This window comes from Flexilinea flocculi (assembly GCF_001192795.1).
Lineage (GTDB): Bacteria > Chloroflexota > Anaerolineae > Anaerolineales > Anaerolineaceae > Flexilinea > Flexilinea flocculi.
This window is the reverse complement of sequence record NZ_DF968181.1, coordinates 2,235,754-2,251,431: the sequence shown is the minus strand read 5'-3', so window position 1 is coordinate 2,251,431 and position 15,678 is coordinate 2,235,754. Positions and strand designations below refer to the sequence as shown.

Annotated in this window: 10 protein-coding genes; 5 read left to right on the top strand and 5 right to left on the bottom strand. The window is 41.9% G+C overall.

Annotated features, from left to right (window positions below):
* Window positions 1–389 precede the first annotated feature (389 nt).
* Both ATC1_RS14305 and rny read left to right on the top strand, forming a co-directional pair.
* Window positions 390–1,037, top strand: coding sequence for a regulatory protein RecX (locus ATC1_RS14305; RefSeq protein WP_152024331.1), 648 nt, complete (start codon window positions 390–392; stop codon window positions 1,035–1,037).
* 18 nt (window positions 1,038–1,055) lie between these two features.
* The gene (gene rny / locus ATC1_RS14300; RefSeq protein WP_236688145.1) at window positions 1,056–2,699 is read left to right on the top strand and encodes a ribonuclease Y; all 1,644 of its coding nucleotides are present in this window, start codon (window positions 1,056–1,058) and stop codon (window positions 2,697–2,699) included.
* 168 nt (window positions 2,700–2,867) lie between these two features.
* On the opposite strand, the gene argH is transcribed toward rny, so the two are convergent.
* Both argH and ATC1_RS14290 read right to left on the bottom strand, forming a co-directional pair.
* A complete protein-coding gene (gene argH / locus ATC1_RS14295; protein WP_062284201.1) occupies window positions 2,868–4,259 on the bottom strand; it encodes an argininosuccinate lyase in 1,392 nt (463 codons plus the stop codon).
* Window positions 4,260–4,578: 319 nt separating this feature from the next.
* Complete coding sequence (locus ATC1_RS14290) at window positions 4,579–5,802, bottom strand: argininosuccinate synthase (protein ID WP_062283829.1); 1,224 nt, start codon at window positions 5,800–5,802, stop codon at window positions 4,579–4,581.
* A 383-nt stretch (window positions 5,803–6,185) separates the two neighbouring features.
* On the opposite strand from ATC1_RS14290, the gene ATC1_RS14285 reads away from it, so the two are divergent.
* Window positions 6,186–6,851, top strand: coding sequence for a thiamine diphosphokinase (locus ATC1_RS14285; RefSeq protein ID WP_201777299.1), 666 nt, complete (start codon window positions 6,186–6,188; stop codon window positions 6,849–6,851).
* A 76-nt stretch (window positions 6,852–6,927) separates the two neighbouring features.
* The gene (locus tag ATC1_RS14280; protein ID WP_152024330.1) at window positions 6,928–7,578 is read left to right on the top strand and encodes an HAD family hydrolase; all 651 of its coding nucleotides are present in this window, start codon (window positions 6,928–6,930) and stop codon (window positions 7,576–7,578) included.
* 197 nt (window positions 7,579–7,775) lie between these two features.
* Here ATC1_RS14280 and rpoB read toward each other — a convergent pair whose 3' ends face one another.
* Window positions 7,776–11,765 (bottom strand): DNA-directed RNA polymerase subunit beta, encoded by a 3,990-nt coding sequence (gene rpoB, locus ATC1_RS14275; protein WP_062283822.1) that lies wholly within the window; start codon window positions 11,763–11,765, stop codon window positions 7,776–7,778.
* Between the two features lie 370 nt (window positions 11,766–12,135).
* Between rpoB and ATC1_RS14270 the strand changes: the two genes are divergently transcribed.
* Window positions 12,136–13,446, top strand: a complete 1,311-nt coding sequence (locus ATC1_RS14270; protein WP_236688144.1) for an AAA family ATPase — start codon at window positions 12,136–12,138, stop codon at window positions 13,444–13,446.
* On the opposite strand, the gene ATC1_RS14265 is transcribed toward ATC1_RS14270, so the two are convergent.
* The gene (locus tag ATC1_RS14265; protein WP_152024329.1) at window positions 13,414–14,100 is read right to left on the bottom strand and encodes an HAD family hydrolase; all 687 of its coding nucleotides are present in this window, start codon (window positions 14,098–14,100) and stop codon (window positions 13,414–13,416) included. The two genes, ATC1_RS14270 and ATC1_RS14265, sit on opposite strands and share 33 nt — an antisense overlap.
* A 177-nt stretch (window positions 14,101–14,277) precedes the next feature.
* Entirely contained in the window at window positions 14,278–15,666 is a 1,389-nt protein-coding gene (locus tag ATC1_RS14260; RefSeq protein WP_062283815.1) for a hypothetical protein, read from the bottom strand.
* Window positions 15,667–15,678: the final 12 nt, after the last annotated feature.

Here is a 15,678-nt window from a genome sequence, read left to right as displayed (position 1 = left end):
GCTCAGTATAAAAACACAATAACAAATCATACCTCTATATTTTGAATCATAGGGAAAAATCATAATTTTTCTTTATTTTTTTTAAGGTATAATGAAAATCAGAAAATTGATTATATCCGTATCGTAGTCTATGGCGGTTTTTGAAACATTTTGGAACTTAATTTTATTGACCTGATCGGTCAATTGATAAAAATGAAATAAGCGGCAATCTATATCTTTCTTGATTATTAGGGTATTGGCTAATAAGAAAACATTAGGTTGAAGAAAAATTTATAAAATTGCTTTTTTTCAGACAGCAAGAATCTACTGTTTTTTTTAATATATTCTTGTTGAATACAAGTTTCAAAGACAAAAACTGTCGAGACGATTATGGCTTGACGGTTTTTTTTATGGATGGAAAGCGAATTACGAAACTTGCTGTTCAAAAGAACGATCAGGAGCGCATCAATATCTTCTTGGATGACACTTTTGCTTTTGGCCTGTCTCGGATTATTGGTGAACGTCTCCGAATTGGCCAGGTGTTGACACAGCCAGAGATTGATAAACTGCTTTCTGAAGATCTGGACGAAACGATCCGCAAACGTGCTTTAAGCTATCTAAGCAGAAAAGCGAGATCAGAAAATGAATTACGAAAAGAACTTTTAAAAAACGGTTATGAGGATAAACGGATCGACAACGCAATTGCCGAATTGAGAAATTCTCATTTATTAAATGACGAAGCGTTTTCGAATGATTGGGTGGAAAATCGAAATTCCCTTCATCCGCGAAGTCAGCGGTTAATTGCGCTTGAACTCCGCCATAAAGGCATAACCGAAGAAATTATTCAAGAGTCCTTGAAGAATGCGGACGATGATCAGACTGCTTATGATCTTGGTTCTCGATATTCGCGGAGACTGGCTGGATTGAAGTGGCCTGATTTTCGAAAACGGCTGAGTAATCATCTCGCTGGTAAAGGATACGATTATGGAGTAATCACCCGTGTCGTACGCCAAATCTGGAATGAGAATGAGCATTCGGCAGAGGATTCTTTATCTTAAATTGTGAAGGATTAAAAAATGATACTGGAAAATTTACGAAATTCGGGGAGATTGCTTTTTCAAGTAGTCGGACCCGGAGATATGAATAAATTGTCGTCTGGAGCGGTAACCGGCTCCAATAGCCCGGGGATCTCCATTGCCCTGGTGATCATTTTAGCGGTTGTCATCAGCCTGATCGTAATTGCAATAGCTACTTACTTCTTTTCTCGTTATTTGAACGAAAAATTCGAGAAGACTCAGCAGCTTGATGCGGACAATATCGTTTTAGCCAGCCGCGAAAAAGCGCAATTGATCGAATCTGAAGCAAAAGATAATGCGATCAAAGTACTGCGGGATGCAGAGATTGATATACAGAAAAGACGCGGTGAATTGACCAGGGAAGATGACCGGCTGCAAAAAAGACGGACTGAGTTAGATCACCGGATTGAGAAACTTGAACAGCGTGAAGCGAATCTGAATAAACGACAGAGCAGTATTGACAAGCGGTTGAACGAAATCGAAAAAATGTCTACCAAACAATTGGAAGAACTGCAAAAAGTCGCTGAGATGACAACGGAAGAAGCACGCCAGGAGCTGCTTGATCGTGTAGAAAAAGAATCTCGGAACGATATGGCGCGAATTATTCGTCAGATTGAACAGGAAGCTCGTATTGAAGGAGACAAAAAAGCTCGCGAAATTATCGCGACAGCCATTCAGCGCGTTGCATCGGATCAGGTCAGTGAAGTGACGACTTCCATTGTGAATCTGCCTGGAGAAGAAATGAAAGGCAGAATTGTCGGCCGTAATGGACGAAACATTCGCGCTTTCGAACAGGCTGCCGGTGTTGATGTCATTGTGGACGATACGCCGGAAGCAGTCATGATCTCTTGTTTTGATCCAATCCGTCGTGAGATTGCTCGTCGTTCTCTGGATCGGTTGATTCAAGACGGGAGAATCCACCCGGCCAATATCGAAAAGGTTTTGAATGAAGAGGAACGGGAAGTTCAGCGGTTAATTGTTGAAGCAGGTGAACAGGCAGCTTTTGAAGCTGGCGTTGTTGGACTTCATCCGGAGATTGTAAAAATGCTGGGACGCTTGAAATATCGTACTTCTTACGGACAAAATCAGCTTTCCCATGCAGTTGAAGTTGCCAAGTTATCCTCCGTTATTGCTTCTGAGCTCGGTGCAAATATCGAACTTGCCCGTCTCGGTGCTTTGCTGCATGACCTTGGTAAGTCTATGGATCATAATACAGAGGGTACACATGCGAAAATTGGTGCAGAATTTGCCAAACGGTATGGCGTGAACCCAAAGGCAGTTAATATCATTGAAAGCCATCACCATGAAGTGGATCAGGAAAGCGTGGAAGCAGTCATTGTCGAAGCTGCTGATGCAATTTCCGGCGCACGTCCTGGCGCTCGACGGGAAGATTTGGAGCAGTATATCAAACGTCTGCGTGCATTGGAAGAAATCGCCAATTCGCATAAAGGTGTTCAGAATTCTTTTGCCATTCAGGCAGGGCGTGAAGTCAGAATTATTGTGACTCCTGAAGATGTTGACGATCTGGCAGCTACCTATCTGGCGAGAGATATTGCTCATCAGGTGGAAGAGACGATGCAGTATCCCGGACAAATCAAGGTCACCGTTATCCGCGAGACTCGGGCAGTCGAATACGCCAAATAAAAGAAAAAAAAACCGCTGAAAAGCGGTTTTTTTTATCTTAACAATTTGAAATAGCGAAGGGTTCTGTTGTTGTTATGTAGCGCTGTACGCAGCTCTTCATAACAACAGATTTTCGTTCCGTTTTTATACTGTTTCTGTAAATTTCGAATTACTGTCCCTTTATGGATGTTATTGATCCTGATCTGAAATGATTTTCTCAGCGTAAGCCAGTTGTTTAGATACCTGTTCTCGTGAAGTTCCTCCCCAACTGGAACGCTGATGGATGGAAGATTCAAGTGAGAAGACTGAAAAAACATCCTGATCGAACAAAGGCGAGATTTTCTGCCATTCAGATAACGGTAAATCTGCCAGATTGATACCGATTGTTTCCGACAGCTTCACTGCTTTACCAACAGCGTGGTGTGCTTCTCTGAAAGGCATTCCTTTCTTAACCAGATAGTCGGCGATGTCTGTCGCAAGCGCCTGCATGTTGATCGCTTGCTGACATTTCTCACGATTTACTTTTAATGTTCGCAGTACGCCGTTCATCACTGCCATTGTGAGACTTGCCGTATCGGCAGCCTGAAAAACAAGCTCTTTGTCATCCTGCAGATCTTTATCATATGCGGATGGCAGTCCTTTTAAAATTGTCAGCATGGCAGTCAGTCTTCCAGTTTGGCTGCCGCTTTTTCCGCGAATCAGCTCCAATGAATCCGGATTCTTCTTTTGGGGCATTAAGCTGGATCCGGTCGAAAACTGATCGGATAATGTAATATATCCATACTCCATTGTCGTATAGAGAATCAACGCTTCAGCGCATCTGCTGAGATGAATTCCCAACATAGACGCCCAATAGAGAAAATCACAGACAAAATCCCGATCCGACACAGCGTCAATACTATTGGGTGCAGGCTGTGAAAAATTCAGATCTGCTGCCAGTTTGAAACGATCAATTGGAAAAGTTGTTCCTGCAAGCGCTCCGCTGCCTAATGGCAATACATTCGTGCGATCACGAAATTCGCGAAGCCTTTGTTTATCCCGTTCCAATGCCCATAAATGTGAGAGCCACCAATGGCTTAATAAAATCGGTTGTGCTTGTTGAAAGTGTGTGTATCCGGATATGATGATGTCGATATCATTTTTTGCCCGATAGAAAAATGCGCTTTGGAGTTCAGTGATCTCTTTGATCAGGTTATCCATCGTGTTCCTAAGCCAAAGACGAAAATCGGTTACGACTTGATCATTTCGGCTGCGGCCGGTATGCAATTTTCCGCCGACTGCTCCAATGATTTCTGTCAGACGGCGTTCAACCGCAGAATGAATATCTTCATCGGATGGGAGAAATTGAAATCTCTTTTCTGAAATTTCGAGGGAGATTTGTTCCAGCCCGGAACAAATCTGGCGGTATTCTTCTTCTGAGAGAATCCCTGCATCCAAAATAGCTCCAGCCCAGGCAATACTGCCGCGAATGTCTTCATGAGCCATTCGCTGATCTGTGTCCAGGCTTCGATTCAGCCTTGTCATATTCTGGTCCAGAACTGCGTCAAGCCTTCCGCCGCTCCATAAAGTCTTTTCTTTCATTCCTTTTTTTCCCTTATAAAAAATACTGCCATCTTTTATCAACCACTGGTTATCAAATTTTCGAAAAAAAAAGACGTCTCCTGTTTTGATATTATTTGAAATAATGACTTGCTATCCGAATCGAGAAGGAAGCTATTGATTTATGTGATGTTTTTTGCGCTCCGCTTATAAACATCACATAAATCATTGTTCCTTCCTCATATTTCGAATTGCTGCCCTTGTTTTATCATGTAACAGGAAAAAAACGTTTTCTCAATCGGACAAACGCAATTTCGGAATTTTTTCACACCGGATCTGAATATTTTAATATCCGGTTGCCTTACTTCAATCCGGCAGCTTTTTCCATCGATGATCTGACTCTGCTTGGAAGGCTGAAACAGCGAATAAATCCGGTGGCATCCTTGTGATCGTATAAAGTTACATCTCCAAAGGAGGCAATTTTTTCATTGTACAGACTGTATTTCGATTTACGTCCTGCTGAGATAATATTTCCTTTATATAACTTCAATTTTACTGTGCCGGTTGTGGTTTTGTTTGTCACATCAAAAAATTTGTTTAGTGCTTCGCAGAGCGGTGAGTACCATTGGCCAAAATAAACCAACTCCGCATAGCGCTCAGCAACAACATCTTTGTAGTGCATTGTATCACGGTCTAAAGTGATTGTTTCCAACTCGGAATGAGCAAAACAGAGAATAGTTCCCCCCGGCGTTTCATATAAACCATGAGATTTCATGCCGACCAAACGGTTTTCGACCATGTCGCAGCGGCCGATTCCATTTCTTCCGCCGATTTTATTCAATTCAACCAGCAGATCTTTGGGGGACATTTTTTTGCCATTCAAAGCAACGGCTTCACCAGCTTCGAATTCAATTTCCACGAATTCCGGTTTATCCGGCGCTTCTTCCGGTGAAACGGAAAGCACCCAAAATTTCTCATCCGGTTCGATTTCAATATTTTCGATAGGGCCACCTTCATGAGAAATGTGCCAGATATTCCGGTCACGGCTGAAAAGTTTCGGATTTTTTGCCGAATCAGGATATGCAATTTTTTTGCTGTCTAAGTACTGGATCAAGTCTTCACGGGAAGTAAAATTCCAAATCCGCCAGGGTGCAATCACTTTCAATTCAGGATTGAGAGCCGCAATGGTATTTTCGAAGCGCACCTGATCATTCCCTTTACCGGTACAGCCATGACAGATAGCGTCGGCACCTTCTTTTTCTGCAATCTCAACCATCCATTTCGCAACGATCGGACGGGCGATGGATGTTCCTAAATAATACTTTCTTTCATAAACTGCACCTGACTTAATCATTGGCCAAATAAAATCTTTGCATAATTCATCGGTCAGATCTTTGATATAAAGTTTACTGGCGCCACTGGCTTTCGCACGTTCTTCAAGTCCTTCCAATTCTTCTTCCTGGCCGACATTGGCACAGCAGCAGATGACTTCACATTGATACGTATCAATTAACCAGGGGATGATTGCAGATGTATCCAAACCGCCTGAGTAGGCTAAAACAACTTTCTTAATTTCCTGTGACATAGTTTCTCTCCAAGAATTTACTCGAATAACCAAATAAAAAAAAACTCCGCATGTATTGCGGAGTTTTTCGTTGATAAGGAAAAGAGTATTCAAAAATACCGCAAAACATCGTTATTCGTTGCGGTAACCTCGTCGAACAAAATTGGTTGAGGATTTCTTATTCATGCCGCTTATTATAAGTTTTACCGTGATACTGTCAAGTGGGGATAGAAAAAATATGTTACAAAAGTGTTGTTTTGATGATTTTTCCTTGGCGCAATACCATTAGAATAACAAAATTTCTTTAATATTTCGAAAGGTTAATCCTTATTTTGAATTGATGGCTTTAATTGACTGAATGGATGAAGTAACATAAACTATAAAATACGAATTCTGATTTTGAGGTGACTCTTATTAACCATTCTATTTGTTACATTATCGGGGCTTCTACAATTGATGAAATCAAGATCAACAAGGAAAAACAAGATTTTGTGATCGCGGTTGATGCCGGATACTCACATCTTGAAAAAATGGGTATTCAGGCTGATCTGGTGGTTGGTGACTTTGATTCTTTGATGCGTATTCCGGATCATCCACATGTGCTGCAATTTCCGGTGGAAAAAGACGATACGGATACGATGATTGCAGTACGAGAAGGATTGAATCGCGGTTATCGGCAATTTGTTTTTTTCGGATGTCTTGGCAATCGTCTGGATCATACGTATGCAAATTTCCAGATTCTGTGTTTTCTAGCGGAGAATGGAGCAAGCGGTTATTTATTGGGGGAAGGATTTGCAGTTTCTGCCATTCAAAACAGGGCAATTGTTTTTCCAGACAGAATGAAAGGCATCCTGTCGATTTTTTGCGCGGGAAGTGCTGCGGAAGGAGTAAATCTGACCGGATTGAAATATGAATTACATCAGTATCATCTTTCAAATACGATTCCCATTGGTGTCAGCAATGAATTTATTGGAAAAAAAAGTGTTGTTTCTGTTGATAATGGATTTCTTTTATTGATGTGGACTGAAGAAATCGATTCTTTGATTTTCAGGTTGAAGAATCCTGATTGATAGGAATCCTTCATCTGATTTGAAGGCATTGAAAACCGATCGAATCGCTGCAATTGGTGACATTACGGAGAAAAACATGAAAATTTCCGGCGCAATATTTGACCTGGATGGAACACTTCTGGATTCAATGTCCGTTTGGAAAACACTCGCCAGCCGTTTTCTGAAATCACATGGTATTGTTCCTGAAGATCATCTGGATGTGAAACTGCAAAATTTCAGTATGTCTCAAGCGATCGAATATCTACAAAATCATTACAATATACAGGAATCATTTGATGCAATTCTCTCCGAACTGAACCGAATGATTGAAACCGATTTTTTGCGTTATGTGACTCTCAAACACGGGGTTATTTCGATGCTTTCTCAAATGCGGCGTTTGGGTATCCAAATGTGTATTGCTACGGCTAACGACAGAAAAATTACTGAGATGGTTTTAGAAAAACACGGCATTGCAGATTATTTTTGTGATGTGATCACCTGCAGCGCTGTCGGCAGCGGGAAAAGTGATGTGTTGATATATCAACGGGCATTAGAAATTCTTGGTACGCCAAAAGAAGAAACACTTGTATTTGAGGATACTTTTTTTGCTGTTCAAACACTGAAGCGGCATGGTTTTTTCGTTGCAGCAGTGTATGATCCCTCCTCTGAATCTCTGAAAAATGAAATTATTAAGATCGCTGATTTCTTTTTACTCTCTTTTGACGAATGGAAGAAGATTCTGGATTAGTTTTTCTTCAATATTAGCGGCTCAGCATCGGAGAGGATGAATACCATTATTCTTAATATAATATGGATCCCATAATACTTTCGTTTTCAAGTAATTAGGAATTTGATGGATCTGCAACAAATCTTTTCAATCGTCAAATAAAAAGACTGGACGGCAATGAACCGTCCAGTCTTTATTCAAGTTACAAATAGTTATTATTATAGTCCAAGGTCAGCCATGCTGATTGAGGCGTCACTGGTATAATTCAGCAATCCGCCTTCCATCTTTGGAGGTTTAATCCGTTCTTCCTCTTTCCCGAATTTGACAACTTCGCCATTTTCAAGAAGGGCTTCCACAGCAAGACCGAGGCTTTGCAGTTCCTTGACTAAGACTCTGAATGAGGCTGGCAATCCAGGTTCCTGAATTGGTTTTCCTTTCACGATTGCCTCATAAGTGCTGACACGTCCCTGGATATCATCCGATTTTACTGTCAGCATTTCCTGCAGCGTATACGCTGCGCCGTATGCTTCCAAAGCCCAGACTTCCATTTCACCAAAGCGTTGACCACCGAATTGCGCTTTACCGCCTAACGGTTGCTGCGTGACTAAGCTGTAAGGTCCTGTTGAACGTGCATGGACTTTATCTTCAACCAGGTGATGCAGTTTCAGCATAGTCATGACGCCAACAGTAACTGGCTGGTCAAACGACTCTCCCGTTTTTGCATTGATCAGTTTTTGTTTACCGACAATTGGAACAGGTCTACCGGTTTTTAAACTGATTTGAGCTGCAATACCGCGGAGTTCCTCTTCATTCAGACCTTCGAGCTCTGCTTTTTCATAATGATATTTGGTCCCATTGGAACCATCTTCGGCAATATTCCTGCCTTCTTCTTCGATCCAGAGCTGCAGACAGGCAGAAATAGCATTTTTGTCTTTTGGCAGTACGGTTGGAGCGTTCGGTTGGACGTTTTCCCAGTCAACAATCATCTCCGGATTGAATCCATGTTCGCTCAGCCATTCTGAGAAAACAACTTGTTTGGCATAAAATTCATCATTTCTTAGACGATAGAAATCGTATTTTTTACCCTCAAGCCAGTTTCCAACATAAAGAAGTCTGACTTCATTGTCATCCGTAATCTGGCTGGGATCGTAACCCTGCTCATTCAACCAATCCCAGGCACGATCACCGATTTCCCGCCAGGCTTTATCAAGCATCCATGCACGGGAAAGCTCGGATTCAATTTCATATTCAGTAGCACCGTCAAAAACCGGTGTGATTGCGCGGAAGCCAAGCCGATGAGCTGCCCAGCCAAGATGGACTTCCAAAATCTGACCGATGTTCATACGGCCAGGAACTCCAAGCGGATTCAGGATGATGTCTACCGGCGTACCGTCTTCCAGAAATGGCATATCTTCAATTGGTACAACGCGGGAAACAACGCCTTTGTTACCATGACGTCCAGCCATTTTGTCACCGGCAGTCAATTTTCGCCGTTGAGCAACAGAGACCCGCACCATTGTATCGACACCAGCCGATAAATCATTATTTTCTTCGCGTGTAAAGACTTTGACGTCTACAACTTTGCCGCGTTCGCCATGTGGCATTTTCAGAGAAGTGTCTTTAACATCCCGTGATTTTTCACCGAATATTGCCCGCAGAAGCCGTTCTTCCGGTGTCAGCTCTTTTTCACCTTTCGGTGTAATTTTTCCGACCAAAATATCATTTGGTCCGACTTCGGCTCCGATTCGGATAATTCCTGTCTCATCAAGGTCTTTGATTGCATCATCACCGACATTCGGAATGTCGCGTGTAATTTCTTCCGGTCCTAATTTCGTATCACGAGCTTCCAATTCATATTTTTCGATATGTACGGAAGTGAATTTATCGTCCATGACAACTCGTTCGGAAATCAGGATTGCGTCTTCAAAGTTACCGCCTTCCCAGGAAACAAACGCAACAACAACATTTTGACCCAGCGCTAAATTTCCATCGACTGTTGAAGATGAATCTGCCAGAACCTGCCCTTTTTTAACACGCTGCCCTTTTGTTACTGCTGGACGTTGATCAATGCATGTGCTCTGATTGGATCGTTGATATTTTCGAAGCTGATGGGTATGGAGCATATTGTTCGTATCGCGAACAATAATTTGCGTAGCATTGACTGAAATCACTTCTCCGTCTTCCGGTGATGTCAAGACCTGTCCAGAATCGATAGCCGCATATTTCTCCATGCCCGTTGAGACTAAAGGAATATCCGGATTGATCAGCGGAACCGCCTGTGCCTGCATGTTCGAACCCATTAATGCACGGTTCGCATCGTCATGTTCCAGGAATGGAATTAAAGCTGCACTGACACCGACGACCTGCTGCGGGGCGACATCCATATAGTCAATCGCTTCCGGAGAAGAGGTTGTAAAATCGGAATAGTGACGGCTGGAGATGGATTTCTCATCAAATTCATTCCAGTTGTTGATTCTCGTATTGGATTGTCCGATCACGAATTTATCTTCGGCATCCGCGGAAAGATATTCCACATCCTCTGAAATATAAGGCGTAATGAAGATAATCGATTTGTTTAATTTTTTAATGGCTGGAATCATTTCTTCGGTGATTCTTTCACCTTTTTCGATGATTACATTACCTGATTCATCGGTCAAAGTTTCGTTGACCTGTCTTCCAACCAAACGATGATCATCTTTGGAAAGATTCTTATAGACTCTGCGATATGGAGTTTCGATAAAGCCGTATTCGTTGACTTTTGCATAGTTTGCCAGGCGGCCGATCAAACCGATGTTTGGCCCTTCCGGTGTTTCAATCGGGCAGATACGGCCATAATGCGTATGATGGACGTCGCGGACATCAAATCCTGCACGTTCACGGCGCAGACCACCGGGACCCAGAGCAGACAAGGTACGTTTATGACGTAATTCTGCCAACGGGTTTGTTTGATCCATAAATTGAGAAAGCTGTGAAGAGCCAAAGAATTCACGCAATGCTGCAACAACTGGACGGATATTGACAAGACTGACCGGTGTAACACGTTCTTGATCGCGGATCGACATTCTTTCTTTGATGACTCGTTCCATCCGGCGGAGACCAATCCGAAGTTTATTGGAAATCAGTTCTCCGACTGTCTTAACGCGACGATTGCCCAAATGATCGATATCATCTTTATCAATCATGCCGTTATTGATCATGATTAAATGCCGGACAAGCCGGACGACATCCCATTTGGTCACATTGCGATGATTGTTGGGTATATATTCAGTTAAATCCAATTTTTGATTCAGCTTATATCGACCGACACGTTCGAGGTCATAATGACGCTGATCAAAAAGTTGTTCTTCCAAAAATTGTTTTGCGTTTTCGACGGTTGCAGGATCTCCCGGACGCATTCTTTTAAAGAATTCCAATAAAGCTGCTTGCCCGATTTCAATTCCAGGATAGTCTTTTTCCCATTCCGGTTCCTGTTTTATGCTGGATGCAATAAACATCCGGTCAGGATTGTTATCAATGTCGGAGAAAAGGGAAATAATTTCCTCGTCAGTTCCTTTTTGGATCGGAGGTTCTCCAACAATTCCATCGTCAACTGCTGCTAACGCACGTAGAAAAATGGTAATCGGAACAGTTCGTTTTCGATTAAATTTCAGGATTAAATAATCATTCTTACGAGTTTCAAACTCCATCCAAGCGCCGCGATCTGGAATGAGTTTTGCCATTGCCAGCCGATGACCTGTTGAACGATCGACCGGCGCTTCGAAATAGACACCCGGAGAACGGATCAACTGGGAAACAACAACACGTTCAGTACCATTGATTATAAAGGTGCCATTCTCGGTCATTTCCGGAAAATCGCCAAGGAAAATATCCTGTTTCAGCGGTTCCGATACTTCGCTGCCAGCCAGTAAAACGGTCACATTCAGCGGACAGGAATACGTCAAATCGCGTTCAACACATTCTTCAACGGTATGTTTGGGTTCTCCAAATGAAAATTTCAATCCCCATTCTTCTGTGATCGCATCTTTTGCAGGAAAATATAATTTCATTCCTTTGTTAAAAGATTCAATGGGAGAAATTTCATTGAGCAGTTCTGCAATACCATCCTGCTTTAGCATCTGAAATGAATTCAATTGAACTTCAATCAGATCAGGCATTGATGTAGCACTTGGAATCCGGGAATAGGATTTCGTTGCATTGGCTGTTGTCATAAATTCGCCTCCAAAAAAGTTTTCACCTGGTCAGATGACAAATTTGGCGCATATGTACGACCCGCCGTAAAGATGCTCATACCGACACAAACTATGATTTTATCATAAAAAAAATAGGATGAATGGTATTTACTGATTATGATATTTGTTTTTCATGATTTCGTATCAATGTGATTCAATGTAACTGATCAGAATTATACTGCACGTTTTCCGTGACAACTGGAATTCGATATTATGAAGAGAATGAATGTTATTTTGATGTTTTTGCGTAAAAATATCAAAACTATAATCTGTTTTTCCAGATTTCGGATCGCTGATTGCATGATAGAGGTCGAGTATAATCACATGTATGGATTTATTTGATTTCTCAATGAATGAGAAGGTCGATCGAATGGCGCCATTAGCAGCCCGCATGCGTCCACGTTCACTGGATGAAATTGTCGGACAGGATCATATTATTGGAAAGGGAAAACTCCTGCGCCGTGCAATTGAAACAGACCGTCTTTTTTCATCGATCATCCTTTTTGGCCCTCCGGGAACGGGAAAAACGACTTTAGCGAAATTGGTCGCGATCCAATCCAGGGCGCATTTCGAATCTATATCGGCAGTTTTAGCTGGAGTGGCTGATTTACGAAAAGTAATTGTTGAAGCTCAGGAGCGGCGTAAACTGTACAATACACGTACGCTTTTATTCATTGACGAGGTTCATCGATGGAATAAAGCCCAACAGGATGCTTTGCTGCCGCATGTAGAAAATGGACTCATCACATTAATTGGCGCCACCACAGAAAATCCATATTTTGAAGTTATCCGCGCATTGGTTTCCCGTTCGCGCATTTTCGAGATGCATCCATTGGATGAAAAAGCTCTGGATGAAATTCTCAATCGTGCCTTATCGGATAAGGATCGCGGATATGGAAATCGACGAATTGTATTCGAGCAGGACGCCAGAAAACTATTGATCGATTTGAGCGGCGGGGATGCAAGAAATTTATTGAATGCTGTAGAACTTGCTGTTGAGACAACTCCGTTGGAAGCTGATGGTTCAGTTCACATTACACTGAGTATCGCGGAAGAATCAATTCAACAGCGAGCGTTGCAGTATGATAAAAACGGAGATGCACATTATGATACCATTTCCGCATTTATCAAGTCAGTCCGCGGTAGTGATCCGGATGCTGCCCTTTATTGGGTTTCCAAAATGCTGATTGCAGGAGAGGATCCCAGATTTATTTTGCGAAGGTTGATTATTTTAGCAAGTGAGGATATCGGGCTGGCTGATCCGCGGGCGCTGCAAATTGCCACAGCAGCCGCTTCCGCCTTTGAATTTATCGGAATGCCGGAAGGATATTATCCAATTGCTGAAGCAGTACTATATCTGTCCACGGCTCCGAAATCAAATTCGACAATGGCAATCTTTAAAGCGATCAATCAAATCAAAGAAGAGGGCGTTGGAGAAATACCGATCCATCTGATGGATTCCAGCCGGGATGCAAAAGGCCTCGGCCATGGAAGCGGTTATCAATATCCACATAATTTCCCGGAGCATTATGTTCCTCAACAATACTTGCCTGATTCAGTCCATGGCGGATTTTATGAGCCTACCGAAGAGGGGTATGAAAAAGAAATCAAAGAACGTCTGGCAAGATTAAAGAAGATTTCGACACAAAAAATCGGGTAGCTCTTTTACTGATGGGATAATTATTTTCGCGCCACATAATCGAAGAAGCCATTCCCCGTCAAATCCCGATTTCACTCCGATAAAATTCACGCCTGCATTATTTGCGGATCCAAGATCAAAAATCGTATCGCCAACCATAAGGCAATCCTTGACTTGAACGCCCATCTGATCGGCTATATAACGCAGCGGTTGTCCGCTGGGTTTGGTGTATCTGCATGTTTTCGATGAGACTACTACTTCAAATAATCCCGCTAAACCAACCCGTTTTAAAAATGCTTCCGTGCTTTTTTCTCCACCGGCAGTGAAGATAGCCAGTCGATATTTTTTTGATAATTCCGTCAGTGTCTGGTTGCATCCCTCCATTAATTGATAGCGGTATTCTACTCCTCGCTGTGAGAAACGGTTATGGAGTGAGCGAAACAGAACATCCAGATCAATTCTGTCTAACAAAAAATAGAATGTACTGAGCAGTGTTTCATCGAACATGACCATTTTTCGGATCATTTGTCTGGTTCTTTTTTCAGAGATGAAAAAAAATATTGGGCGGATAACTTTTTGTATCGTGTTGATATAATACTCATCTGTTTCAGCAAGCGTTCCGTCGATATCAAATACAATAACTTGAAGCGTTTGGTTCTTGAATGAATTTGTCATGTCAGTAATCAGCGGGAAGAATTTGAAATGCAGGAAAGATTTAAATAGTTTTGTGTTGTTTTGTACTTTGCGCAAAACAACACAAAACCATACTTTCTCTTTTTTTCAAGAGTACGATAATTTTATAAATTTAAAAAAAAATCGCTTCATTGGTCCAGAAGAATTATTATCAGAAATCTATAGGGATGAACCGCTTCGGATTAACTCCAGCAGTGAGTTGTTCTGGAATGTGTCCGGACGAATCATGAAATATACGACGTCTTCCTGTTGTATTACATCGATGGTCTCATTGTTATTCCCTGTCCAAGTAGCATCTGCATCACCAGGATTCCAACGCAATTGATTATAGTCAGAAAGGGCTTTCGTAAACTCATCCGCGTCTTTTTTTGAATCCCAGGTTGTTTTACTGAAAAACATCGGCTTTTCGTCACATCTTGCAAATTGGAAGTGTCCACCGCCCCAACCATCCGCTGCTTCTTGGGCAGTTTTATCCGAAAGGCGCCATTTTTCTTCATATCCGCTGTTCAGCAGCCAGAGCAAATCGGCTTCATTCAATGTATTATCAAAAATCAGTTCACAACCTTTGGCGATTTCATCCTGAAATGGTTCCATCAGAATTGGCGTTGGTTTTTCATCGGGATAACGGTCAGGATGCATAATCTGTTCGATGCTCACCGGCGGATTGGAATATAATCGGTCTACAGCAGGAAAACCATCTTTGATGTAAAAAGAATATACAAAATTAAAGCCGTAAGAGTATGGAAACATCAAATATTCCTGGAAATATTTCGGCGCGTTTTCAAAATTCTTGGAGACTGACTCGTCTATTTCATCCTTCTGCAGATCCAGATCTTTTTGGCGGGTCAGCAGTGTTTCCATCAATGTAGCGTCCCCCTCCATCACAGCTTCCAAAGATAAACAATATTCACTGTCGGTTTCACAGGATTGCTTATTGTAATTGAGCTTCCCCTCCATATCGAAATTATCAAATTGTAAATAGTGAATAAATTCATGGGCTAAGGTCAGACTGTTTTCTTTTTCAGTACCATCTTTTACTAAAATCATCTCTCCTGATTCTTGGTCATAAAAGCCCGCGATCTGTTCTGCGTAGAAATCAAGGTAAAATTTTTCCAGATCGAAATCTTGTGGGATGAAACCTAAGATTGTCAGTAGATCGTGTTCATCGACCAAATCTTGTTTGGATGTATTTTTATGCAGTTGCTCGATCAAAGTTTTACGTAAATCTTCTTTGGTTTTGTAAACTGGCGAAAAATCATTTTGAGTACTGAGTTCGCGGATTTTTTGAGCGGTCTCAATGATTTTCATTTGACCTGGAGTCAGCGTATTAAAGGAAGTATCTTGTTCCGGTTCCTCGGTTTGATCTGCAGAATTTTGTTTATTTTCATCATCCGCATTATTGAAAATATTTTCCAGCATACTTTGCGGTTCGGCTTTTAAGAAGATAAATAATCCGGCTGCACATGCAGAAAGACACATACAACCGATCAGCAATATCGCTGCAATCACAACAATCCATAGTGTAGTTTTCTTTTGATTGTTTCCCATAGTTCATCTCCA